Source organism: Leisingera sp. JC11 (assembly GCF_040704725.1).
In the GTDB taxonomy this organism is placed as follows: Bacteria; Pseudomonadota; Alphaproteobacteria; order Rhodobacterales; family Rhodobacteraceae; genus Leisingera.
Genome location: NZ_JBFCVS010000008.1, coordinates 40,425 through 63,626, shown reverse-complemented (window position 1 = coordinate 63,626; position 23,202 = coordinate 40,425). Strand labels below are relative to the sequence as shown.

Genomic DNA, 23,202 nt, shown 5'->3' with positions numbered 1-23,202 from the left:
CCATGAGCAGCAGCAGACCAGACCAGCCTCTGAGCCAATTGGGGCTCACTGCCCGCGGCGGCGCCGACCCGCAGATTTCAGGACTGGCGGTGGACAGCCGCGAGGTGCGCGAGGGGTTCCTCTTTGCAGCGCTGCCGGGCAGCCAGGTGCATGGCGCCAAGTTCATCCCGGGCGCGCTGGAGAAAGGCGCGACTGCCATCCTGACGGACGCCGCCGGAGCAGAGATTGCCGCCACGGTATTGGGCGAAAGCCACGCCGCCCTGGTGGTGGTCGAGGACCCGCGCCAGGCGCTGGCCTATGCCGCCGCCCTGTGGTTCGGCGGCCAGCCGCAGACCGTGGTTGCGGTGACCGGCACCAACGGCAAGACCTCGGTCGCGACCTTCGTGCGCCAGATCTGGATGGAGCTGGGCCATCAAGCCGTCAACATGGGCACCACTGGCATTGAGGGCGCCTGGAGCTACCCGCTGGCCCATACCACGCCGGAGCCGATCACCCTGCACCGCGCGCTGGCAGAGGCCGCCGCGGCAGGCGTCACCCATGCGGCGATGGAGGCCTCCTCGCACGGGCTCGACCAGCGCCGTCTGGACGGCGTGCAGCTGGCCGCTGCCGGTTTCACCAACTTCACCCAGGATCACCTGGACTATCACGAGACATTCGACGCCTATTTCGCCGCCAAGGCGGGCCTGTTCCGCCGGGTGCTGCCAGAGGAGGGCGTCGCGGTCATCAACATGAACGACCCCCGCGGCGCCGAGATGCGCGCGGTGGCCGCCGCCCGCGGGCAGGAGGTGATCAGCGTCGGCCGCGGCCTGGGCGATCTGAACCTGATGGGGATGCGCTATGACGGCACGGGGCAGGACGTGCGCTTCTCCTGGCATGACAAACCCTACCAGGTGCGGCTGAACCTCATCGGCGGTTTCCAGGCGGAAAACGTGCTCTTGGCCTGCGGGCTGGTGATTGCCGGCGGCGAGGACCCGGAGCGGGTGTTTGAAACCCTGCCGCATCTGACCACCGTGCGCGGCCGGATGCAGCTGGCGGCGGAGCGCGAGAACGGCTCGGCCGTCTTTGTCGACTACGCCCACACGCCCGATGCGGTTGCCAGCGCCATCAGGGCGCTGCGCCCGCATGTGCTGGGCCGGCTGATTGCCATCGTCGGCGCCGGCGGCGACCGCGACACCACCAAGCGGCCGCTGATGGGGCAGGCGGCGCATGACAATGCCGATGTGGTGATCGTCACCGACGACAACCCCCGCAGCGAGGATCCGGCGGTGATCCGCGCCGCGGTCAAGGGCGGCGCGCCGGACTGCATCGAAATCGGCGACCGTGCCGAGGCGATCCTGCGCGGCGCTGACATGCTGCAGGCGGGCGATGCGCTGATTGTCTGCGGCAAGGGCCATGAGACCGGCCAGACCGTGGGCGACACGGTGCTGCCGTTTGACGATGTGGAGCAGGCCAGCATTGCCGTGGCCGCGCTGGACGGGAGGATCGCATGACGCTTTGGACCGCTAATGAGGCCGCCGCCGCCACCGGCGGGCGGGCGCAGGGGGACTGGTCTGTCTCCGGCCTGTCGATCGACACCCGCACTATTGAATCCGGCGATATGTTCGTTGCCCTGAAGGCCGCGCGCGACGGCCATGACTTCGTGGCTCAGGCGCTGGAAAAGGGCGCAGGCGCGGCGCTGGTCTCCCGCATTCCTGAGGGGGTTTCTGCGGATGCGCCGCTCTTGATTGTTGATGACGTGCAGGCGGGGCTGGAAGCCCTGGGCCGGGCATCGCGGGCGCGGACGCAGGCCAAGGTCGTTGCGGTCACCGGCTCGGTCGGCAAGACCTCGACCAAGGAAATGCTGGCGCGGATGCTGTCCGACCAGGGCCGCACCCATGCGGCGGTGGCGAGCTACAACAACCACTGGGGCGTGCCGCTGACGCTGGCGCGGATGCCGCGCGACACCGAATATGCGGTGATCGAGATCGGCATGAACCATCCCGGGGAAATCGCGCCGCTGGCAATGCAGGCGCGCCCGCATGTGGCGATGGTGACCACCGTCGCGGCGGTGCACCTGGAGGCGTTTGACAACGTCGAGGGTATCGCGGCTGAGAAGGCCGCGATCATGGAAGGGCTGGAGCCCGGCGGCGTTGCGGTGCTGAACGCCGATATCGCAGAGGCCCATGTGCTGCGCGATGTGGCCGCGGATCTGGGCGCAACCGCCCGCTGGTTCGGCGAGAGCGCCGCGGACTACACCTTGCATTCCGCCGGGATCGAGGGCGAGGAGACCGTTGCCCGCGCCACTGCAAACGGGCGCGAAGTTGAGCTGCATATTCAATCCCTTGGCGCCCATTTCGCGATGAATGCGCTGGGAGCGCTGGCCTGTATCGAGGCGCTGGGCGCTGATCCGGCAAAAGCCGTCGAAAGCCTTGCCCTGTGGTCCCCGGTCAAGGGCCGCGGCGTGCGCGAGACGGTCCGGCTGTCAGGCGGTGCTATCACCCTGCTGGACGACAGCTATAACGCCAACCCGACCTCGATGGCGGCGGCGCTGGCGGTGCTGGCGGCGACTCCGGGGCAGGGGCGCCGGATCGCCTATGTCGGCGACATGAAGGAGCTTGGCCCGCAGGAGGTGCAGCTGCACGCCGGGCTGGCGGATCTGGACGCGGTACAGGGCATCGACAGGATCCACTGCATCGGCCCGCTGATGCAGGCGCTGCACGAAGCCTTACCGGAGGAAAAACGCGGCGGCTGGTACGCAACCAGTGCCAAGGCGGTGCCGGGCCTGGCGGGTGAAATCCACGGCGGCGACATCGTGCTGGCCAAGGGCTCGCTCAGCATGGCGCTAGCCAAGATCGTTGACGGCATCCGCGAAATGGGTCACTCCACCCCCACACAAGAAAACGCATAAGAGAACGAGGGAAGGGCTCAGATGCTCTATTGGCTGACCGCTTTGTCGGACGGGGGGGATGTTTTCAACCTCTTCCGCTACATTACATTCCGCGCAGGCGGCGCCTTCATGACTGCGCTGATCTTCGGCTTCCTGTTCGGCAAGCCGCTGATCAACGTGCTGCGCAAGCGCCAGGGCAAAGGCCAGCCGATCCGCGATGACGGGCCGGAGGGGCATTTTTCCAAGGCAGGCACCCCCACCATGGGCGGCCTGCTGGTGGTCGGGGCGCTGCTGACCGCAACCCTGATGTGGGCGCGCTGGGACAATCCCTTTGTCTGGCTGGTGCTGTTCGTGACCATGGCCTACGGCCTCATTGGCTTTGCCGATGATTACGCCAAGGTCTCCAAGCAGAACACCAAGGGCGTGCCCGGCAAAGTGCGGCTGGCGCTGGGGATCCTGATTGCGGTGATTGCAGCGCTCTGGGCCGCGGCCTACCACCCGGCGCCCCTGCAGAACCAGCTGGCGCTGCCAGTGTTCAAGGACACGCTGATCAACCTCGGGATCTTCTATGTGCCGTTCTCGATCTGCGTGCTGGTGGGGGCTGCCAATGCCGTGAACCTGACCGACGGGCTGGATGGCCTCGCGATCATGCCGGTGATGATTGCGGCGGGCACCCTGGGCGTCATTGCCTATGCGGTGGGCCGCGTCGACTTCACCGAATATCTGGACGTGCATTACGTGCCCGGCACCGGCGAGATCCTGATCTTCTGCGCGGCGCTGTTCGGCGCAGGACTAGGCTTCCTGTGGTACAACGCGCCGCCCGCGGCGGTGTTCATGGGCGACACCGGCTCGCTTGCCCTGGGCGGCGCGCTGGGCGCTATCGCCATAGCCACCAAGCACGAGCTGGTGCTGGCCATCGTCGGCGGGCTGTTCGTGGTCGAGGCGCTGTCGGTGATCATTCAGGTCCTGTACTTCAAGCGCACCGGGCGCCGGGTGTTCCTGATGGCGCCGATCCATCACCACTACGAGAAAAAGGGCTGGGCCGAGCCGCAGATCGTGATCCGCTTCTGGATCATCTCGCTGATCCTGGCGATGATCGGTCTGGCGACGCTGAAGGTGCGGTAATCCACACCGTTTGGCCGCCGCGCCGTGTCCTTGGCGGGGTGGTTTGAATTCTCTTTTTCATGGAACCGCCCGGGGCTGCTGCGTCGGGCGGTTTGTCATTCAGAAGAAGGCGGCGCCGCCGGAGGGGCGGAGCATCGGATGGCTGTTGTCAGCAGCCATGTCCGTCTAGCGGCCTGTTCGGACCCGCCCTGCACCCAATGAGGAGGTGGTCTGAGGGGGCCGGTCTCCTGGTCTTGTCGTTGCAACGGTTCGAACGTAGCGCAGGCGGGTGAATATGTGGTGAGGGCAGCGTACGGTGGGTGCGCAACACCCGCACGCGCGGCCTTCAGAACACCGACCAGTCCATCTCGCGAGCCAAAACCTCCATCGCTTCGGTGCCCAGTTTGGAGTTGCCGTTGTGGTCCAGCCCCGGCGACCAGACCGCGATGCTGGCCTTGCCCGGCACAATCGCCAGAATGCCGCCGCCAACCCCGCTTTTGGCGGGAAGGCCGACGCGGTAGGCGAACTCGCCCGACCCGTCGTAATGGCCGCAGGTCAGCATCAGCGCATTCAGCCGCCGCACCCTGCCTTGCGACACCAGCGCCGGTTTGGCGCCGCCGCCGATCAGGAAGCGGCCCGCCTTGGCCAGCTGCACCGTGGTCAGTTCGGTGGCGCATTGGTGGAAATAGGTGCCCAGCGTCTTCTCCGGCGTGTTCTTCAGATTTCCGAAGGAGGCCAGGAAATTGGCAAGGGCAAAGTTGCGGTGGCCGTGGCGGGTTTCTGAGCCGGCCACTGCCTTGTTGATGTGGATGTCCTCGTCCTCCGCCGCGGCGCGGATGAAGGCCAGGATTTCCGCCAGCGCCTCCTTCGGCGCGCGGCCGGCCAGCAGCTCATCGGTGGTGACGATGGCGCCTGCGTTGACGAAGGGGTTGCGCGGGCGGCCGCGCTCATGCTCCAGCTGGACGATGGAATTGAACGCCGTGCCCGAGGGCTCGCGCCCGACACGGCTCCACAGCTGATCTCCAGCGCGGCCAAGCGCGATGGCGAGAGTGAACACCTTGGTGATGCTTTGGGCGGAAAACCGGGTCAGCGCATCGCCTGCGTGGAACAGTCCGCCATCGGCGGTGGCAACCGCGATGGCAAACTGGTCCGGGTCGACCTGCCCCAGTTCGGGTATGTAGCTGGCGACGGCGCCGCGGTCGGTGCGGCCCTGCATCTCAGCACTGATCCGGTCGAGCAAAACCTGCATATCCGCGGCCACGGGGCGATCCTTCCTTATTGATTTGCGCGGAATCTCCGGCATGGGCCGGGGCTTGTCAATCTGACGGCTCTGGCAAAGGCCGGCGGGATCGGTTAGCGGTTCTGGCAACAGGTCTTAGGGAGGGCAGGTGATGATCCCGGTCAAAGGATATGAAGGCGCCAAGGTGGCTGTGCTGGGGCTGGGGCGGTCCGGTCTGGCAACCGCACGGGCCCTGCGCGCAGGCGGTGCGGAGGCCTTGTGCTGGGATGATAACCCGGCGGCGCGCGAGGCGGCCGAGGCGGAAGGCTTCGCCTGCCGCGATCTGCATAAAGCCGGCGCTTTTGACGATGTGGCGGCGCTGATCACCTCGCCCGGCATTCCGCATCTCTATCCCAAGCCGAACCCGGTGATCCGCGCTGCGATCGAGGGTGGGGTGCCGGTGGACAATGACATCGGGCTGTTCTTCCGCTCCTTCGCCGATGCCGAGTGGCAGATGCATGACCAGCCGCCGCGGGTGGTGGCGGTGACCGGCTCCAACGGCAAGTCGACCACGGTGGCGCTGTTGCACCACATCCTGCAGGAAGCCGGGCGCGAGAGCCAGCTGGCGGGCAACATCGGCCGCGGCGTGCTGGACATCGACCCGCCGGGCGAGGGCGGTGTGGTGGTGCTGGAGCTGTCGAGCTATCAGACCGAGCTGGCGCGCGCGCTGACGCCGGATGTGGCTGTATTCACCAATCTCTCGCCCGACCACCTGGACCGGCACGGCGGCATGGGCGGCTATTTCGCGGCCAAGCGGCGTCTGTTTGCCGAGGGCGGGCCGGACCGCGCTGTCATCGGCATTGACGAGGACGAGGGGCTGTTCCTGGCGGGCCAGTTGTCCGAGGGCGCCAGCGACGACCGGGTGATCCGCATTTCCGCTGCGCAAAAGCTGACCGGGCCGGGCTGGCAGGTCTTTGCAAAGAAGGGCTTCCTGAGCGAGTACCGCAAGGGGCGGCAGGCGGCCTCCATCGACCTGCGCGAGATGATGGGCCTGCCGGGCGCGCATAACCACCAGAACGCCTGCGCAGCCTATGCGGCTGCGCGCACCCTGGGGCTGGCGCCGCGGCTGATCGGCGAGGCGATGGCCACTTTCCCGGGCCTGCCGCACCGCAGCCAGACCATCACCGAGGCGGGCGGGGTGCGCTATGTGAATGACAGCAAGGCCACCAACCTGGACAGCGCGGTGAAGGCGCTGAGCGCGTTCAGGAACATCCGCTGGATTTGCGGCGGGCTGGAAAAGGACGGCGGGCTGGACGCCCTGAAAGGGCAGACCGGCAATGTGGTGAAGGCCTATGTGATCGGCCGCGAGGCGGCGGGTTTTGCGCTGCAGCTGGACGTGGAAGCCGAGGTCTGCACCACCATGGCGGCCGCGGTGGAGCGTGCCGTGGCCGAGGCGCAGGAGGGCGACACCGTGCTGCTGGCGCCGGCTGCCGCGAGCTTTGACCAGTACGACAACTTCGAGCAGCGCGGCGATGATTTCGTGGCCGAAGTTACAAAGCGGCTGAATACCTAGCCCTGCCTCAAAGCCCGATGTCGCGCAGCAGGTGCTCGGGCAGGTGGCTCAGCCGCCTGCGGGCCAGCTGCTGCCCGGCGGCCTGGCTGGCCCGGTCGCCCCTGTGCCGGTGCGAGGCAAAAATTCCATTGATGACGTGCCAGAGGTTCATCTGTGAAAGCATTTCAGCCATGGGGGCGATCCTTGTTCTGTATGAGCAAGATGTGGGCGCTTGCCGCGCCAATGACCAATTGAATCTCAGCGGCTCTGGTATAAGCTGTGTTGATGGATCGTTCTGTAAATCCCCTGCCGCCGCTGCCGGCGGTGCGCGTCTTTGAGGCGGCGGCCCGGCTGGGCAGTTTCAGCCGCGCGGCGGAGGAGCTTGCGATGACGCAGGCGGCGGTCAGCTACCAGATCAAGCTGCTGGAGGACCGGGCGGGCCAGCCCCTGTTCAACAGGCTGCCGCGCGGGGTAGCGCCGACCGCGGCCGGCAGGGCGTTCCAGCGACATGCCGGCGAGGCGCTGGATATGCTGCGCCGGGGCTGGGCGGAGGTGCGCGGCAGCGGCGGCGAGGAGCTGGTGATCAGCACCATCACCAGCTTTGCGGCCTTCATCCTGGCGCCCCGGCTGGGGCTGTTCCAGGTGGCGCACCCCGGCATCACCACCCGGGTTGATGTCAACCCGCGGGTTGCGGACCTGCTGGCGGGGGAGGCCAGCGTAGCGATCCGGGCCGGCCGGGGGAGCTGGCCGGGACTGGCGGCGGACCTGCTGATCCGCGGCAGCTACACGCCGCTGCTGACGCCGGCGCTGATTGAGGCCTATGGCCCCTTCAAGGAACCTGCCGACCTGCTGCGGGTGCCGCTGGTGGACGTCGGCGATCCGGCCTGGGCCCTGTGGTTCCGCGCGGCCGGGGTGGAGCCGCCGAAGCAGGCGGAGCAGCACAGCCTTGGCACCCAGATGCTGGAAGTGCAGGCCGCGCTGGCGGGCCAGGGCGCCTGCCTGCTGACACCGGCCTATGCCCGCGGCCTGATTGCCAGCGGGGCGCTGGTGCAGCCGTTCGATCTGGTGACGGAGGATGACATCTCTGTCTGGCTGGTCTACCCGGAATCGCGCCGCGGCGCGCCGGCCATAGCCGCCTTCCGCAGCTGGCTGCTGGCGGAGGTGGCGGAACTGGCGGGGTAAGGTCCGGCAGGTGAGGGTGGAGGGCTTCAGGCTCACCCAAGCGGAACTTCCGCCTCTGACCCGCCTTCACCTGGCCTTGGCCTGCCAGGGCTGCCGCGCGCGCCCAAGCGAAACAGCGGTATCCGCCTGCGGCGGAGCCTCCGCGATTTCCCTTGGCCCCGCCCGTCCTCCCCGGCCGTCTGTGCCCAAGCGAAGGCGGCTCCGAAGCGGAAAATCCCCAGGCAGCAGGCTGGAGGCTCAATCCCCGGCGGCGGGCGGCCGGGCCATTTCCTCCGACAGAATCCTGAAATAGCCGGGCAGGGCATCTTGCAGCTGCTGCCGCCCTGCCGCTGTCAGCGCGGCTTCTTTGGATCTCTTGTCGGTCTGGCTGGCCGCAAGGCTGATCAGCCCGTCCTGCTGCAGGGATTGCAGGGTGCGTGTCATGACTGGTTTTGACACATCAATGCGGCTGGCTATCTCATTCGGCGTCAGCGACTGGCGGTCCGGTTCCCGGTCAATAACGATCAGCACCAGAAAGCGCAGCTGCGACAGGCCATGCGCGGCAAAATAGGCATCGAGCCTGCGGATCAGCAGGCTGGCGCGGCGCATCATCAAGAGCGCGCTGGTGATATGTGCAGGATCGGCGCCGTAGGTTTCGGCGTAAGTGCCGACCATCTGCTGCGATGGCAGTTCCTTGAGGAAGAACATGAGGGTCAGGCCAGGGCGGTCATCTTGTGGATTTCCACGGGCTTTGCCAGCCAGTCTTCGTATTTGGCGAAGATCGGGGTGATATAATCCGCCGCGTAATGCGCTGCCAGGGCATCGTCGCTGGCCCATTCTTCGTCCAGGTAAAAGCAAGTGCCGTCGCGGCCTTCGAGCAAGCGGAACTTCAGGCAGCCGGCTTCTGCGCGGGTCGGCTCCAGAACATCCAGCAGGCTTTGGCGGACATCCTGCATGTGCTCGGGTTTCGGGGTGATCTTGGCGACAAGTTTAAAGGGGCTGGTCATAATAGGCTCCATTTATGTTATCATGGTAACTAAATGGGCGGTCCCGCGTCCAAAGTCAAGCCGGCGTCATCTGCCGGCAGCGATGGCGGTGCCAGCGGCATGGCCCGACGCCCAGGCCCATTGGAAATTGAAGCCGCCGAGCCAGCCGGTCACATCCACTGCTTCACCGATCGCATAAAGCCCGCGGGCGGCCTTGGCTTCCATGGTCTTGGAGGACAGGCCATCGGTGCAGATGCCGCCCAGGGTGACTTCCGCCGTGCGGTAGCCCTCGGTGCCTGCGGGCAGCAGATGCCAGGTCTGCAGCGCCTCGCAAAGGGAGGATAGCGCGGCGTCGGACTGGTCGGCGAGACGGCCCTTGAGGCCCAGTTGCGGGGCAAGGAAGTCCACCAGCTTGCCCGGCAGGTGACGGGAGAGCTCGGTGGTCAGGTCGCGGCGGCCCTCGGCCTGACGCTGGTCGCGCAGGAGATCGAAGAGCGGCGTGTCCGGGATCAGGTTCACCGTGATCTCCTCTCCCTCGCGCCAGTAGGAGGAGAGCTGCAGCACCGACGGGCCGGAGAGGCCGCGGTGGGTGAACAGCAGCGCCTCGTCAAACGAGGTGCGGGTGTTCGACAGCCGCGCGGGCAGGGAGACGCCGGCCAGCGGCTGGAAGCGTCCGTCCGGGAAAGTGAACGGCACCAGCGCCGGGCGGGTCTCGGTCAGCTCCAGCCCGAACTGGCGGGCGAGGTCATAGGCAAGGCCGGTGGCGCCCATTTTGGGGATCGACTTGCCGCCGGTGGCCAGCACCAGGTTGCGGCAGGTGACAGTCTGCGGCTTGCCCTCGCGCAGCAGCCTGACGGTGTAGCCGTCCGCGGTCTGCTCCACCGCCTCGACAGAGGTGTGCAGCCAGAGGTCCGCGCCGGCCTCGCGCATCTCCTCCAGCAGCATGGCTATGATCTGCTTGGAGGAGCCGTCGCAGAACAGCTGGCCCAGGGTCTTCTCGTGCCAGGCGATGCCGTGGCGGTCCACCAGTCCGATAAAGTCCCACTGGGTGTAGCGGGCCAGCGCCGACTTGCAGAAATGCGGATTGGCAGAGAGGAAGTTCTTCGCCTCCGCATACATGTTGGTGAAATTGCAGCGGCCGCCGCCGGAGATGCGGATCTTCTCGCCCGGCGCCTTGGCGTGGTCGATCACCAGAGTGCTGCCGCCCGAGTAGCGCGCGCACATCATGCCGGCTGCGCCGGCGCCGAGAATCAGGGTGTTTATCCGCATGGCGCGCATCCACCACGGAACCGCCGGCGGCGCAAGGGGAAGCCCGGACAGGCACCGGCTGGCGGAACGCCGCCGCCACGCGGGCAGCTTCCCGCCTGTCAAGACAGACCGCGGCGCGGGCGGTGGATTCTTGCCGAACTGTGTTCTTTTTCTGGCGCCGCGGCTCACGTTTCGTTACAGTTTCTGTGAGACCCCGAAAAATGGGGCGGAACGAGGCATATAGTGGCGGTATTCCCATGACTGAGATGGTCTATGGCGCGGTTCCCGTGCAGGCTGGTGAGCCGATTCTTCCCAAGTGGTGGCGGACGCTGGATAAATGGACGATGTCCTGCATCCTGATGCTGTTCGTGATCGGACTGCTGCTGGGGCTGGCGGCCTCGGTGCCGCTGGCGGAAAGAAACGGGTTCGGCAATTTCCACTATGTGCAGCGGCAGGCGGTGTTCGGGCTGACGGCGCTGATGGCGATGCTGGTCACCTCGGTGATGTCGCCGACGCTGGTGCGGCGGCTGGCGGTCATCGGCTTTGCGCTGGCCTTTGTGGCGCTGGCGTTCCTGCCGATCTTCGGCACCGATTTCGGCAAGGGCGCGGTGCGCTGGTACTCGCTTGGGTTTGCCTCGCTGCAGCCGTCGGAGTTTCTGAAGCCGGGTTTCATCGTGGTGGCCGCCTGGATGATCGCCGCCAGCCAGCAGATCAACGGCCCGCCGGGCACGCTGATGTCCTTCGCGCTGTGCATGATGGTGGTGATGATGCTGGTTTTGCAGCCGGATTTCGGCCAGGCAAGCCTGATCCTGTTTGGCTGGGGCGTGATGTATTTCGTGGCGGGCGCACCGATGCTGCTGCTTGTGTGCATGGCCGCCGTGGTCGTGATGGGCGGTGTCTTTGCCTATAACAGCTCGGAGCATTTTGCCCGCCGCATCGACGGCTTCCTGAACCCGGATGTCGATCCCACCACCCAGCTGGGTTATGCCACCAACGCCATCCGCGAGGGCGGGCTGTTCGGGGTTGGCGTCGGCGAGGGGCAGGTGAAATGGTCGCTGCCCGATGCCCATACCGACTTCATCGTCGCGGTGGCGGCTGAGGAATACGGGCTGGTGCTGGTGGCGGTTCTGATTGCGCTTTACGCCTCTATCGTGGTGCGCTCGCTGTTCCGGCTGATGCGGGAGCGCGATACCTTCATCCGCCTGGCAGGCACCGGTCTGGTCTGCATGTTCGGCGTTCAGGCGATGATCAACATGGGGGTTGCGGTGCGGCTTCTGCCCGCCAAAGGCATGACCTTGCCGTTTGTCAGCTATGGCGGATCCTCGCTGATTGCCACCGGGATCGCGGTGGGTATGCTCCTGGCCTTTACCCGGACGCGCCCGCAGGGCGGGATTGCCGATTACCTGAACGGCCGCGGCCGCTGACGAGATAGAGAAGAGACCAGCTGCGATGGCACAGAAATTGCTCTTGATGGCTGCCGGGGGAACCGGCGGCCATATGTTTCCTGCACAGGCGCTGGCCGAGATGATGCTGGCGCGCGGCTGGCGGGTGAAGCTGTCGACCGACGCCCGCGGCGCGCGTTACACCGCGTCCTTTCCAAGCGCGGTGGAAATCTCGCAGGTGTCCTCTGCCACCTTTGCCCGCGGCGGGCTGCTGGCCAAGGCGCTGGTGGGGCCGAAGATCGCCGGCGGCGTCTTGTCGATGGCAATGCAGATGCGCAGCGACCGGCCGGATGCGGTGATCGGTTTCGGCGGCTACCCGTCGATCCCGGCGCTGGGGGCGGCGACGCTGTTGAAGCTGCCGCGGATGATCCATGAGCAGAACGGCGTGCTGGGCCGCGTCAATCAGATCTTTGCCACCCGCGTGGCGGGGGTCGCCTGCGGCACCTGGCCGACCACGCTGCCGGACGGGGTCTCGCATGAGCATGTGGGCAACCCGGTGCGCGGCGCGGTGAAAGAGCGGGCCGGTGCCGGTTATATCCCGCCGGGCGATTACCCGATGTCGCTGCTGGTGATGGGCGGCAGCCAGGGCGCGCGCATCCTGTCCGACGTGGTGCCCGCCGCGGTGGCGGCACTGCCGGAGGGGATCCGCCGGCACCTGCGAGTGTCGCATCAGGCGCGCGGGGAGGACCTGGAACGGGTCAATGCCTTCTACGCCGAACATGGCATCAATGCCGATGTGCAGACGTTCTTTACCGATGTGCCCGCCCGCATGTCGGAGGCGCAGCTGGTGATCTCGCGCTCCGGCGCGTCTTCGGTCGCCGATATCTCGATCATCGGGCGGCCGTCGATCCTGATCCCTTTTGCCGCCGCCGCAGGCGACCACCAGACCGCCAACGCCCGCGGGCTGGTTGACGCCAATGCCGCCGTGATGATTCCCGAAAGCGCCCTTGATATCCCGGTGCTGGCAGAGCATATGGGCGCGATTCTGAGTAACCCGCAGGCTGCCGTGCAGATGGCAACCGCTGCACTGAGCGCCGGGGTCCCCGATGCCGCCGAACGTCTGGCGGCACTGGTGGAACAGCTGGCCGAGGAAGGATAAACGTTATGAACCCTGCAACCAAACTGCCCGGTGACGTCGGCCCGATCCATTTTGTGGGTATCGGAGGTATCGGCATGTCGGGCATCGCCGAGGTGCTGTTGAACCTCGGGTACATGGTGCAGGGCTCGGACCTGAAATCCTCCAAGATCACTCAGCGGCTGGAGAAGCTGGGCGCGCGCATCTTCGTGGGCCAGAAGGCAGAGAACCTGGAGGAGGCCGCGGTTGTGGTGATCTCCTCGGCGATCAAGCCGGGCAACCCGGAATTGGACGAGGCCCGCCTGCGCGGCCTGCCGGTGGTGCGCCGCGCCGACATGCTGGCGGAGCTGATGCGGCTGAAATCCAACGTCGCCATTGCCGGCACCCACGGCAAGACCACCACCACCACCATGATGGCAGAGCTGATGGTGGCCGGCGGCTTTGACCCCACCATCGTCAACGGCGGCATCATTCACGCCTATGGCTCGAACGCGCGGATGGGGCAGGGTGAATGGATGGTGGTCGAGGCGGATGAGAGCGACGGTTCCTTCAACCGGCTGCCCGCAACCATCGCCGTGGTGACCAATATCGACCCGGAGCATATGGAGCACTGGGGCGATTTCGACACGCTGCGCGACGGCTTCCTGGAGTTTGTCTCCAACATCCCGTTCTACGGTGTCGCGGTCTGCTGCACCGACCACCCCGAGGTGCAGGCGCTGGTGGGCCGGATTTCCGACCGCCGCGTGGTGACCTATGGCTTCAACGCCCAGGCTGACGTGCGGGCGGTGAACCTGACCTACAAGGGTGGTGTGGCGCATTTCGACGTCGTACTGCAGGCCGAGGACCGGGTGATCGAGGGCTGCACACTGCCGATGCCGGGCGACCACAATGTCTCCAACGCCTTGTCTGCCGTTGCGGTGGCGCGGCACCTGGGCATGAACAGCACCGAAATCCGCGAGGCGCTGGCCAACTTCGGCGGCGTGAACCGCCGCTTCACCAAGGTGGGTGAAGTGAATGGCGTCACCATCATCGACGACTACGGCCACCACCCGGTGGAAATCGCCGCGGTGCTGAAAGCGGCGCGCCAGGCCTGCGAGGGCCGGGTGATCGCAGTGCATCAGCCGCACCGCTACTCGCGCCTGTCCAACCTGTTCGACGATTTCTGCGCCTGTTTCAACGAGGCCGACGTGGTGGCGATTGCCGAAGTGTTTGCCGCCGGCGAGGAGCCGATCGAGGGCGCCAGCCGCGATGATCTGGTCGAGGGCCTGATCCGCCACGGCCACCGCCACGCCCGCGCCATCCTGAGCGAGGAGGACCTGGAGCGCCTGGTGCGCGAGCAGGCCCGGCCCGGCGACATGGTGGTCTGCCTCGGCGCCGGCACCATCAGCACCTGGGCCAACGGCCTGCCTGAACGGCTGGGGCGCTGAGGGCATGACGCTGTCGCTGACCCTGGCCGCCGTCTGGGCGCTGGCAGCCAATATCCTGGCGATGATCCCCAGCCGCGACAACCACTGGCGCCGCGCCTATGTGCTGATTGCGCTGGGCATTCCGCTCTTGGGCTATGTCACTTATGAAAACGGCCCCTGGTGGGGGCTGGCGGTGCTTTTGGCGGGGATGTCGGTGCTGCGCTGGCCGGTGCTGTATTTCGGGCGCTGGCTGCGGCGGGTTGCAAGCGCGGGGAAGTGATCGTGCCGATCCGGAATTTCCGGGCGGGATGGCAAAATACCGCCGCTAGCAATAGCGACTGACGCATTGTCTTGCTGTATGCTTCCTTGCTAGAGGCTTGCGGCAAAGCTGCGAGGGACGGGCGACATGAATTTGAATGGTATCCGGGGGAAGGTGACTCCCAACCGCGATCTTGCGGATCTGACCTGGCTGCGGGTAGGCGGGCCTGCGGAGCATCTGTTTCAGCCTGCCGACATTGATGACCTGGCGGATTTCCTGCGCCAGCTCGACCCGGCGGTGCCGGTGTTTCCGATGGGCGTGGGGTCCAACCTGATCGTGCGCGACGGCGGCATGCGGGCGGTGGTGATCCGGCTGGGCCGCGGCTTCAACAGTATCGAGGCAGACGGCGGCACCGTGACTGCGGGTGCCGCGGCGCTGGACGCGCATGTTGCGAAACGCGCGGCGGATGCAGGGATCGACCTCACTTTCCTGCGCACCATTCCCGGCTCGATCGGCGGCGCGGTGCGGATGAACGCGGGCTGCTACGGCAGCTATACCGCTGATGTGTTCGTGTCGGCCACCATCGTCACCCGCGAGGGCGAGGTCCGCGAGATCACCGCTGAGGAACTGGATTTCCAGTACCGCCAGACGGCGTTCCCGGAGGGTGCGGTGCTGGTCTCTGCCACCCTGCGCGGGCCGAAGGGCGACCCGGCGGAGCTGCACGCGCGCATGGAAGCGCAGCTGCAGAAGCGGGACGAGACCCAGCCGACCAAGGACCGTTCGGCCGGATCCACCTTCCGCAACCCGGCGGGGTTTTCCTCGACGGGACGTGCCGATGACGTGCATGACCTGAAAGCGTGGAAGGTGATCGACAACGCCGGCATGCGCGGCGCCCGCCGCGGCGGCGCCCAGATGAGCGAGAAGCATTCCAACTTCATGATCAACACCGGTGGCGCAACTGCCGCAGATCTGGAGGGGCTGGGCGAAGATGTGCGGAAAAAGGTTTACGAAGATTCCGGCATCACGCTAGAGTGGGAAATCATGCGGATTGGTGATCCGCTTCCCGAATAACCGGAAAACCCCTGCGCTGACAAAGGTTTGTCCGGCCGCAGCCTGAGGTGGACTGTCGCCCCGGAGCGGGCTTGGGAAGCGTGATTTCTTAACCGTGGTAAAGGCAGTGTTAACATCCCGGTAAGACTTCGGGCGTTAGGGTGCCGGAGAGGCGGCAATGCACTGCCGGATACAGGGGCGTAACGCCCTGCACGCATCAGCCGGCGGCAAGCCGGCGCAAAGAGATAAAACGGGTCTGTTGCAGGCCCTAAGAAACAGGGGCGCAAAGCCCCGCATATATTGAGGCGCTTCGTGGTGAGTAAGTCGAGCAGGGCACTCCCGAAAGTCGCGGTGCTGATGGGCGGACCGTCAGCCGAACGCGAGGTATCGCTGTCCAGCGGCCGTGAATGCGCGGCGGCGCTGCGCGGTGAGGGGTTCGAGGTTGTTGAAGTGGATGCAGGCGCCGACCTGCATGCGCGCCTTTTGGAAATCAAGCCGGATGTGGCGTTCAACGCGCTGCACGGGCGCTGGGGCGAGGACGGCTGCGTTCAGGGCGTGCTGGAATGGCTGCAGATCCCCTATACCCATTCCGGGGTGCTGGCCTCGGCGCTGGCGATGGACAAGCAGCGCTCCAAGGAGGTCTACCGTGCCGCCGGATTGCCGGTGGTCGAGAGCGGCCTGTTTGCCAAGGACGACGTGAGCGCCGGCCATGTGATGGCGCCGCCCTATGTGGTGAAGCCCAACAATGAAGGCTCCAGCGTCGGTATCTATATCGTGCATGAGGCCGCCAACGGCCCGCCGCAGCTGTCGGAGGAAATGCCGCAGCAGGTAATGGTCGAGACCTATGCGCCGGGGCGCGAGCTGACCACCACCGTAGTCGGCGACCGGGCGCTGACCGTCACGGATATCCTGACCGACGGCTGGTATGATTATGACGCCAAGTACAAGCCGGGCGGCTCGCGCCATGTGCTGCCCGCCGACCTGCCGCGGGAAATCTTCGACCTCTGCCTGGAATACGCGCTGACCGCGCATGAGGTGCTGGGCTGCCGCGGTGTCAGCCGCACCGATTTCCGCTGGGATGAGGCCCGCGGCGCCAGCGGTCTGGTGCTCCTGGAGACCAATACCCAGCCCGGCATGACGCCGACCTCGCTGGCGCCGGAACAGGCGGCCCATTGCGGCATGACTTTCGGCCAGCTCTGCGCCTGGATGGTGGAGGATGCCTCATGCAACCGCTGAGAGGCTGGTTCCGCAAGCCGGAGGAAGGGCGCTGCGATCCGGCGCCCTCGCGGCTGAAGTACCGTTTGCAGCGCTGGATGCTGACGCCGGGCATCCGTTTCGGCCTGCGCTTCGGGGTGCCGTTCTGCCTGATCTTTGCCGCGGGCAGCGCCTATCTGGCCGACGAGACCCGGCGCGCGGGGCTGGTGGGGCTTTACAATGACGCTCGCGCCGCGATCCAGGAGCGGCCGGAGTTCATGGTCAAGGTGATGGCGGTGGACGGCGCGGGCGCCAGCGTGGCGCGCGACATCCGCGAGGTGGTGCCGGTGGATTTCCCGGTCAGCTCATTCGATCTGGATCTGGAGCAGATCCGCGACGTGATCACCGGGCTGGACCCGGTGAAAGCCGCCAGCGTCAGGATCCGCCCCGGCGGCATCCTGCAGGTCGATGTCGAGGAGCGCGAGCCGGCGCTGATCTGGCGCAGCCGCGAGGGGCTGGCGCTCTTGGACGAAAACGGCATTCACGTGGCCGAGCTGGGCCGCCGCAGCCTGCACCCGGACCTGCCGCTGATCGCGGGCAAGGGCGCAGCCAAGCATGCGGCGCAGGCGCTGCGGCTGTTTGCGGCAGCAAAACCGCTGGGGCCGCGGCTGCGCGGGCTGGTCCGCGTCGGTGAACGGCGCTGGGACGTGGTGCTGGACCGCAAGCAGCGCATCATGCTGCCGGCCAAGGATCCGGTCCGGGCGCTGGAGCGGGTGCTGGCGGTCAGTGAAGTGCAGGATTTGCTGGAACGCGATGTGGCAGCGGTGGATATGCGTCTGGCTGGGCGCCCTACCGTGCGGATGACCGAAAGCTCAGTGGAAAACTGGTGGCGGATCCGGCAGTTGAACGGGGGCGGGCAGTAACATGACAGATCTCTATCAGTCGCAAAGGGCGATGCGGCAGATGCGGCGCCAGGCGATGCAGCGCGGCGTGGTCGCGATCCTGGACGTGGGCAGTTCCAAGATCGCCTGCCTGGTGCTGCGTTTTGACGGCACCGGGCGGCTCAGCGAGGACGGCTCCATCGGCGCCCTGGCCGGGCAGTCGGGGTTCCGGGTGATCGGAGCCGCCACCACGCGGTCGCGCGGGGTGCAGTTCGGCGAAATCAACGCCATGCAGGAGACCGAGCGCGCCATCCGCACCGCGGTGCAGGCGGCGCAGAAGATGGCGGAGGTGCGGGTCGATCACGTGATCGCCTGTTTCTCCGGCGCCAATCCGCGGTCTTACGGGCTGGATTCCAAGCTGGACCTGGAGGGGCAGGTCGTGTCGGAGCATGAGGTGGCGCAGGTGCTGGCCTCCTGCGAGGTGCCGGAATACGGGGCGGGCCGCGAGGTGCTGCACGCCCAGCCGGTGAACTTCGCGCTCGACAACCGCTCCGGCCTGGGCGATCCGCGCGGCCAGATGGGGCAGACGCTGGCGGTCGACATGCACATGCTGACGGTGGATGCCATCGCGGTGCAGAACCTGGTGCGCTGCATCCAGCGCTGCGACCTGGAGCTGGCGGGGATTGCCTCCTCGGCTTATGCCTCCGGCTTTTCGGCGCTGGTCGAGGATGAGCAGGAGCTGGGCGCGGCTTGCATCGACATGGGCGGCGGCTCCACCTCGATCTCGATCTTCATGAAGAAGCACATGATCTATGCCGACGCGGTGCGCCTCGGCGGCGATCACATCACCAGCGACATCTCGATGGGGCTGGGCATTCCGATGGCCAATGCGGAGCGGATCAAGACCTTCAACGGCGGGGTGCATGCCACCGGCGCCGACGACCGCGAGATCATCGACATCGGCGGCGACACCGGCGACTGGGAGCATGACCGCCGCACCGTCAGCCGGGCGGAGCTGATCGGCATCATGCGGCCCCGCGTCGAGGAAATCCTGGAAGAGGTGCGGGCGCGGCTGGATGCGGCCGGGTTCGAATACCTGCCCAGCCAGCAGATCGTGCTGACCGGCGGCTCCAGCCAGATCATGGGACTGGACGGTCTGGCGAGTCGCATCCTGGGCCAGCAGGTGCGCCTGGGCCGCCCGCTGCGCGTCCACGGCCTGCCGCAGTCGGCGACCGGTCCGGGCTTTGCCTCAGCCGTCGGCCTGTGCCTGTTTGCCGCCCATCCGCAGGATGAATGGTGGGACTTCGAGATGCCGGCGGGCCGCCATCCGGCGGGCACCCTGGGCCGCGCGGTGCGCTGGTTCCGCGACAACTGGTAGGCATCAGCGCGGGCGAAAATCAATTCAGCCGGAACGGGAAAAGAGGGCGTGACAGCGCCCCGGTCACCCGTTAAGTTGTGCTTAACGTCCGCAAAAATGCGGCGAGTCAGCAGGCCGGGCAGTGGCCAGCCAGATTTCGGAACCGACCCTCTCCGCAGAGCGATTTTGCGGCTGGAGAGGATTTGTTGTGTGTGGCTTGTGCTCAATCCGCAATATCTGCTAGGGACGGCGAAATACCGCGGTTTTTGCCTTAGAATGAGGCCTTATTTTGTGGTTCGTCGTGCTTTTTGGGATGACGAAACACCCTCTCCGCGGTAGATTATGGTGAATAGGACAGGAATAAGCCCTTTGCGGGAAGGGCAGGTAACACAGGCGGTATGAGCATGACGTTGAACCTTTCGATGCCCGGGAATGAAGAGTTGAAGCCGAAGATCACCGTGTTCGGTGTCGGCGGCGCCGGCGGCAATGCCGTCAACAACATGATCGCCAAGGAATTGGATGGCGTCGAATTCGTCGTGGCCAACACCGACGCGCAGGCGCTGCAGCAGAGCGCCGCCAAGAGCCGGGTTCAGCTGGGCATCAAGGTCACCGAGGGCCTGGGCGCAGGCGCCCGTCCGCAGGTCGGCTCCGCCGCCGCCGAGGAAAGCATCGAGCAGATCGTCGACCACCTGGCGGGCGCGCATATGTGCTTCATCACCGCGGGCATGGGCGGCGGCACCGGCACCGGCGCCGCGCCGATCATCGCGCAGGCCGCGCGTGAGCTCGGCGTGCTGACCGTCGGCGTTGTCACCAAGCCGTTCCAGTTCGAGGGCCTCAAGCGGATGCGCCAGGCCGAGGCCGGTGTCGAAAGCCTGCAGAAGGTGGTCGACACGCTGATCATCATCCCGAACCAGAACCTGTTCCGCCTCGCTAACGAGAAGACCACCTTCACCGAGGCGTTCTCGATGGCGGATGACGTGCTGTACCAGGGCGTCAAGGGCGTCACCGACCTGATGGTCCGCCCGGGCCTGATCAACCTCGACTTTGCCGACGTCCGCGCCGTGATGGACGAGATGGGCAAGGCGATGATGGGCACCGGCGAGGGTGAGGGCGAGGACCGCGCGGTCCAGGCCGCCGAGAAGGCGATTGCCAACCCGCTGCTGGACGAGATCAGCCTCAAGGGCGCCAAGGGCGTGCTGATCAACATCACCGGCAGCCACGACCTGACCCTGTTCGAGCTGGACGAGGCCGCCAACCGCATCCGCGAGGAAGTGGACCCGGATGCCAACATCATCGTCGGCTCCACCCTGGACACCGGCATGGAAGGCAAGATGCGGGTCTCCGTCGTTGCCACCGGCATCGATGCAACCGATGTGAACACCGACATGCCGGTGCCGCGCCGCCCGATGTCGGCGCCGCTGCGCCAGACCGTCAGCGTTGAGGAAAACCGCGCTGCGCCGCTGGAGCTGGAAACCCCGGTTCAGCAGCCCGCTGCTGCCGAGGCCGCACCGGCTCCGGTGCAGGAAGCCCCGGCCGCCGCTGCCGCCCTGGAAGAGCCGTCGCTGTTCGAAGAGCTGAACGTGCAGCAGGCTGCCGCCCAGGAGCAGTCCGAGGACGTGTTCGAAGAGGTGGAGCAGATGGACGACGACGGCCTGCCGCCGCCGGCCTATCAGCCGCAGGTGCCGGAGTTCCGCCCGCAGGCGGATACTGCTGAAACCCCGCAGGCTGCCTTTGTTGCGCCCAAGGCGCCCGCGCCGGGCACCCCGTCGCCGCAAGCGCTGGAGCGCCTGCAGGCCGCGGCCCAGCGGGTGCAGCAGCCGCAGCAGCAGGCCCCGCAGCCCGTGCGTCCGGCAGCCCCGGCCGCCCAGGCGCCGCAACAACAGCAGCCGCAGCAGCAGCCGCAACAGGCGCAGCAGCAGCCCGAGGGGCAGCGCCGCTTTGGCCTGAATTCGCTGATCCACCGGATGACCGGCAGCAATGACGCGCCTGCCGCGAAGCAGCAGCCGCAGGCGGTGCGCCAGCAGCCCGCGATGCACGCGCACGCTCCGGCGGCCCAGCCGCAGCCGGTGCAGCAGCAGCAGGCCGATCCGGATCAGGAACGCATCGAAATCCCCGCATTCCTGCGCCGCCAGGCCAACTGACGCATCACATATCACGCTGGAAAAGCCGCCTTCGGGCGGCTTTTTATTTTTTAATAACAGTCATTTACGTCGTTCTGAGCGGTGTTTTGCCGACCTGTTACATCCATGTTTCAATCCGTTACAAAGATTGAGTTGTGCGTATTTAAGCAAAACCTTAACTCTCATCCGCAACACGGCCCCGGAGGCCGGAAACAGTGGAATGAGGCGCAACGTGCAGAATACGCTCAAGGCATCGGTGGCATTCGAAGGGGTCGGCCTGCACTCCGGCAAATCCGCACGCATGGTTCTGATCCCGGCTCCGGCGGGGCACGGCATCGTCTTCAAGCGCACCGACATTGCATTGGGCAACACCGTGGTTCCGGCGCGCTGGGACCTGGTTGAGCGCAGCCCGCTCTGCACCCGCCTGGTCAATGAGGCCGGTGTCAGCGTTTCCACTGTCGAACACATCATGGCAGCCCTGGCAGGCTGCGGCGTGCACAACGCGCTGATCGAGATCGACGGACCGGAAGTGCCGATCGCCGACGGCTCCTCGGCACCGTTCGTACGCGGGATCATGCAGCACGGCGTGCAGCGCCTGGGCGCGCCGATCGTGGCCTATGAAATCCTGAAGCCGGTGACGGTGGAGAGGGATGGCGCCCGCGCCACCCTGCTGCCCAGCGACCGGCTGACCATCGAATTCCACATCGACTTTGCCGAGGCCGCCATCGGCCGCCAGAGCAAGGTTCTGGATATGCGCAACGGCAGCTTTGCGCGCGAACTGTGCGACAGCCGCACCTTCTGCCGCCAGGCAGATGTCGAAACTATGCAGGCCAATGGCCTCGCCCTGGGCGGCAAGCCCGGCGAGAATGCCGTTGTGTTTGACGGAGAACGGGTCGAGAGCGGCGCAGGGCTGCGCCACTCGGACGAGCCTGTACGCCACAAGATGCTGGATGCGCTTGGCGATCTGGCACTGGCCGGGGGGCCGATCTTGGGGCGCTATGTTGGCGAGCGCGCGGGGCACGCGCTGACCAACACTTTGCTGCGGGCCCTGTTTGCGGAGCCGGGTGCAGTCCGGGCCGTCGCTTGCGATGCAGCGATGACCGCACGGCTGCCGGGGCAGGGGCTGATTTGGTCGGAGATCCCGGCCGAACAGCGCCGCGTGGCATAAGGCAGAGAACCAAGGAACGAGCGGCAGACTGGCCCGGGACGCGAATTGTCCCGGGTCTTTTCCTGTGCGGCGGACGCGGAACGGGGCGGGAACGGATTGGCAGCCTTGACCATCGCCAGCTTTCTCTGCCATGTGAGTGCGGAAATGGCGAAAGGCGTTTTGCGCGCCATTTGAATATGCTAGAGACGGCATAACCGGGGCATACACCCGTAAGGCAATGACGGTGAGGTGAGGCATAATGAACGGCATCAGGGCAGGAGCCAAAACCCTCGGCGCGGTGCTTTTGATGGCGGCCCTTGCTGGCTGCGGCGGCGACGGCGGCGCGGTGAAGCGCGGCGAGTCTGTCGAAGCCTTCCCGCCCGATCAGATCTATGAGCGGGCCGAGTTCGAACTGGCCAACCGGCGTCCAAAGGATGCGGTCTATTACTTCGCCGAGATCGAGCGCCTGTACCCCTATTCCGAATGGGCCAAGCAATCGGTGATCATGCAGGCCTTTTCCTATCATCAGATCAAGGACTACGAGAACAGCCGCGCCGCGGCGCAGCGGTTCATCGACTTCTACCCGGCGGATGAGGATGCGGCTTACGCCCAGTATCTGCTGGCGCTGAGCTATTACGACCAGATCGACGAGGTCGGCCGCGACCAGGGGCTGACCTTCCAGGCGCTGCAGGCGCTGCGCACGGTGATCGAGGTCTACCCGGACAGCGAATACGCCAATTCGGCGATCCTGAAATTCGACCTGGCCTTTGACCATCTGGCCGGCAAGGAGATGGAGATCGGCCGCTACTACCTGCGCCGCGGCCACTACTCCTCTGCGATCAACCGCTTCCGGGTGGTGGTCGAGGATTTCCAGACCACCAGCCACACGCCGGAGGCGCTGCACCGGCTGGTCGAGTCCTACCTGTCACTGGGCCTGACCGCCGAGGCGCAGACCGCGGCGGCCATTCTGGGCCATAACTTCCAGTCCACCGATTGGTATGAAGACAGCTACCAGCTGCTGAGCGCTAACGGGCTCAAGCCCAAGGACCGCGGCAACAACTGGCTGAGCCAGATTTACCGCCAAACGGTGAAAGGGCAGTGGCTGTAACGGCCGCTGCGGCAATGGGGCGGGGCA

At 66.3% G+C, this 23,202-nt stretch carries 21 protein-coding genes; 16 read left to right on the top strand and 5 right to left on the bottom strand.

The window, feature by feature from the left end:
- Window positions 1–2 precede the first annotated feature (2 nt).
- The 3 genes from AB1A62_RS10800 to mraY are packed head-to-tail and all read left to right on the top strand — an operon-like array spanning window position 3 to window position 3,991.
- Window positions 3–1,490: a UDP-N-acetylmuramoyl-L-alanyl-D-glutamate--2,6-diaminopimelate ligase gene (locus AB1A62_RS10800; protein WP_366661502.1), complete on the top strand. Its 1,488-nt coding sequence runs from the start codon at window positions 3–5 to the stop codon at window positions 1,488–1,490.
- Complete coding sequence (gene murF, locus AB1A62_RS10795) at window positions 1,487–2,887, top strand: UDP-N-acetylmuramoyl-tripeptide--D-alanyl-D-alanine ligase (RefSeq protein WP_366661501.1); 1,401 nt, start codon at window positions 1,487–1,489, stop codon at window positions 2,885–2,887. The genes AB1A62_RS10800 and murF overlap by 4 nt, the downstream gene beginning before the upstream one ends.
- A 21-nt stretch (window positions 2,888–2,908) precedes the next feature.
- Window positions 2,909–3,991, top strand: a complete 1,083-nt coding sequence (gene mraY, locus AB1A62_RS10790) for a phospho-N-acetylmuramoyl-pentapeptide-transferase (protein ID WP_222505476.1) — start codon at window positions 2,909–2,911, stop codon at window positions 3,989–3,991.
- Window positions 3,992–4,316: 325 nt separating this feature from the next.
- Here the strand turns inward: mraY and AB1A62_RS10785 are convergent, their stop codons facing one another.
- Window positions 4,317–5,231 (bottom strand): glutaminase, encoded by a 915-nt coding sequence (locus AB1A62_RS10785; protein WP_366661500.1) that lies wholly within the window; start codon window positions 5,229–5,231, stop codon window positions 4,317–4,319.
- 130 nt (window positions 5,232–5,361) lie between these two features.
- On the opposite strand from AB1A62_RS10785, the gene murD reads away from it, so the two are divergent.
- Window positions 5,362–6,762 carry a UDP-N-acetylmuramoyl-L-alanine--D-glutamate ligase gene (gene murD, locus AB1A62_RS10780; protein WP_366661499.1) on the top strand — a complete coding sequence of 467 codons (1,401 nt, stop codon included), beginning with the start codon at window positions 5,362–5,364 and terminating at the stop codon, window positions 6,760–6,762.
- A 7-nt stretch (window positions 6,763–6,769) separates the two neighbouring features.
- Here murD and AB1A62_RS10775 read toward each other — a convergent pair whose 3' ends face one another.
- Window positions 6,770–6,934, bottom strand: coding sequence for a hypothetical protein (locus AB1A62_RS10775; protein ID WP_366661498.1), 165 nt, complete (start codon window positions 6,932–6,934; stop codon window positions 6,770–6,772).
- A 92-nt stretch (window positions 6,935–7,026) separates the two neighbouring features.
- Here AB1A62_RS10775 and AB1A62_RS10770 point away from each other — a divergent pair, with 92 nt between their 5' ends.
- Complete coding sequence (locus tag AB1A62_RS10770) at window positions 7,027–7,923, top strand: LysR substrate-binding domain-containing protein (protein ID WP_366661497.1); 897 nt, start codon at window positions 7,027–7,029, stop codon at window positions 7,921–7,923.
- A gap of 237 nt (window positions 7,924–8,160) precedes the next feature.
- Here AB1A62_RS10770 and AB1A62_RS10765 read toward each other — a convergent pair whose 3' ends face one another.
- From AB1A62_RS10765 to AB1A62_RS10755, 3 genes are all read right to left on the bottom strand, one after another.
- On the bottom strand, window positions 8,161–8,610 hold the full coding sequence (locus tag AB1A62_RS10765; RefSeq protein WP_366661496.1) for a MarR family transcriptional regulator: 450 nt from the start codon (window positions 8,608–8,610) through the stop codon (window positions 8,161–8,163).
- 5 nt (window positions 8,611–8,615) lie between these two features.
- A complete protein-coding gene (locus AB1A62_RS10760; protein WP_366661495.1) occupies window positions 8,616–8,909 on the bottom strand; it encodes a putative quinol monooxygenase in 294 nt (97 codons plus the stop codon).
- Window positions 8,910–8,975: 66 nt separating this feature from the next.
- Window positions 8,976–10,157 carry an NAD(P)/FAD-dependent oxidoreductase gene (locus AB1A62_RS10755; protein ID WP_366661494.1) on the bottom strand — a complete coding sequence of 394 codons (1,182 nt, stop codon included), beginning with the start codon at window positions 10,155–10,157 and terminating at the stop codon, window positions 8,976–8,978.
- Between the two features lie 236 nt (window positions 10,158–10,393).
- Here AB1A62_RS10755 and ftsW point away from each other — a divergent pair, with 236 nt between their 5' ends.
- From ftsW to AB1A62_RS10700, 11 genes are all read left to right on the top strand, one after another.
- Window positions 10,394–11,560 (top strand): putative lipid II flippase FtsW, encoded by a 1,167-nt coding sequence (gene ftsW, locus AB1A62_RS10750; RefSeq protein WP_366661493.1) that lies wholly within the window; start codon window positions 10,394–10,396, stop codon window positions 11,558–11,560.
- Between the two features lie 25 nt (window positions 11,561–11,585).
- The gene (locus tag AB1A62_RS10745; RefSeq protein WP_366661492.1) at window positions 11,586–12,677 is read left to right on the top strand and encodes a UDP-N-acetylglucosamine--N-acetylmuramyl-(pentapeptide) pyrophosphoryl-undecaprenol N-acetylglucosamine transferase; all 1,092 of its coding nucleotides are present in this window, start codon (window positions 11,586–11,588) and stop codon (window positions 12,675–12,677) included.
- 5 nt (window positions 12,678–12,682) lie between these two features.
- A complete protein-coding gene (murC, locus tag AB1A62_RS10740) occupies window positions 12,683–14,080 on the top strand; it encodes a UDP-N-acetylmuramate--L-alanine ligase (RefSeq protein WP_366661491.1) in 1,398 nt (465 codons plus the stop codon).
- Between the two features lie 4 nt (window positions 14,081–14,084).
- Window positions 14,085–14,339: a DUF2484 family protein gene (locus AB1A62_RS10735; protein WP_366661490.1), complete on the top strand. Its 255-nt coding sequence runs from the start codon at window positions 14,085–14,087 to the stop codon at window positions 14,337–14,339.
- A 126-nt stretch (window positions 14,340–14,465) separates the two neighbouring features.
- Complete coding sequence (gene murB / locus AB1A62_RS10730) at window positions 14,466–15,389, top strand: UDP-N-acetylmuramate dehydrogenase (protein WP_366661489.1); 924 nt, start codon at window positions 14,466–14,468, stop codon at window positions 15,387–15,389.
- Window positions 15,390–15,683: 294 nt separating this feature from the next.
- Window positions 15,684–16,604 (top strand): D-alanine--D-alanine ligase, encoded by a 921-nt coding sequence (locus tag AB1A62_RS10725; protein ID WP_366661488.1) that lies wholly within the window; start codon window positions 15,684–15,686, stop codon window positions 16,602–16,604.
- Complete coding sequence (locus AB1A62_RS10720; protein WP_366661487.1) at window positions 16,592–17,485, top strand: cell division protein FtsQ/DivIB; 894 nt, start codon at window positions 16,592–16,594, stop codon at window positions 17,483–17,485. Before AB1A62_RS10725 ends, AB1A62_RS10720 begins: the two co-directional genes overlap by 13 nt.
- A gap of 1 nt (window position 17,486) precedes the next feature.
- The gene (gene ftsA / locus AB1A62_RS10715) at window positions 17,487–18,821 is read left to right on the top strand and encodes a cell division protein FtsA (RefSeq protein ID WP_366661486.1); all 1,335 of its coding nucleotides are present in this window, start codon (window positions 17,487–17,489) and stop codon (window positions 18,819–18,821) included.
- A 383-nt stretch (window positions 18,822–19,204) separates the two neighbouring features.
- Window positions 19,205–20,941, top strand: a complete 1,737-nt coding sequence (ftsZ, locus tag AB1A62_RS10710; protein WP_366661485.1) for a cell division protein FtsZ — start codon at window positions 19,205–19,207, stop codon at window positions 20,939–20,941.
- 199 nt (window positions 20,942–21,140) lie between these two features.
- Complete coding sequence (lpxC, locus tag AB1A62_RS10705) at window positions 21,141–22,088, top strand: UDP-3-O-acyl-N-acetylglucosamine deacetylase (RefSeq protein ID WP_366661484.1); 948 nt, start codon at window positions 21,141–21,143, stop codon at window positions 22,086–22,088.
- 238 nt (window positions 22,089–22,326) lie between these two features.
- Complete coding sequence (locus AB1A62_RS10700; protein ID WP_366661483.1) at window positions 22,327–23,175, top strand: outer membrane protein assembly factor BamD; 849 nt, start codon at window positions 22,327–22,329, stop codon at window positions 23,173–23,175.
- The last annotated feature ends 27 nt before the right edge of the window (window positions 23,176–23,202 follow it).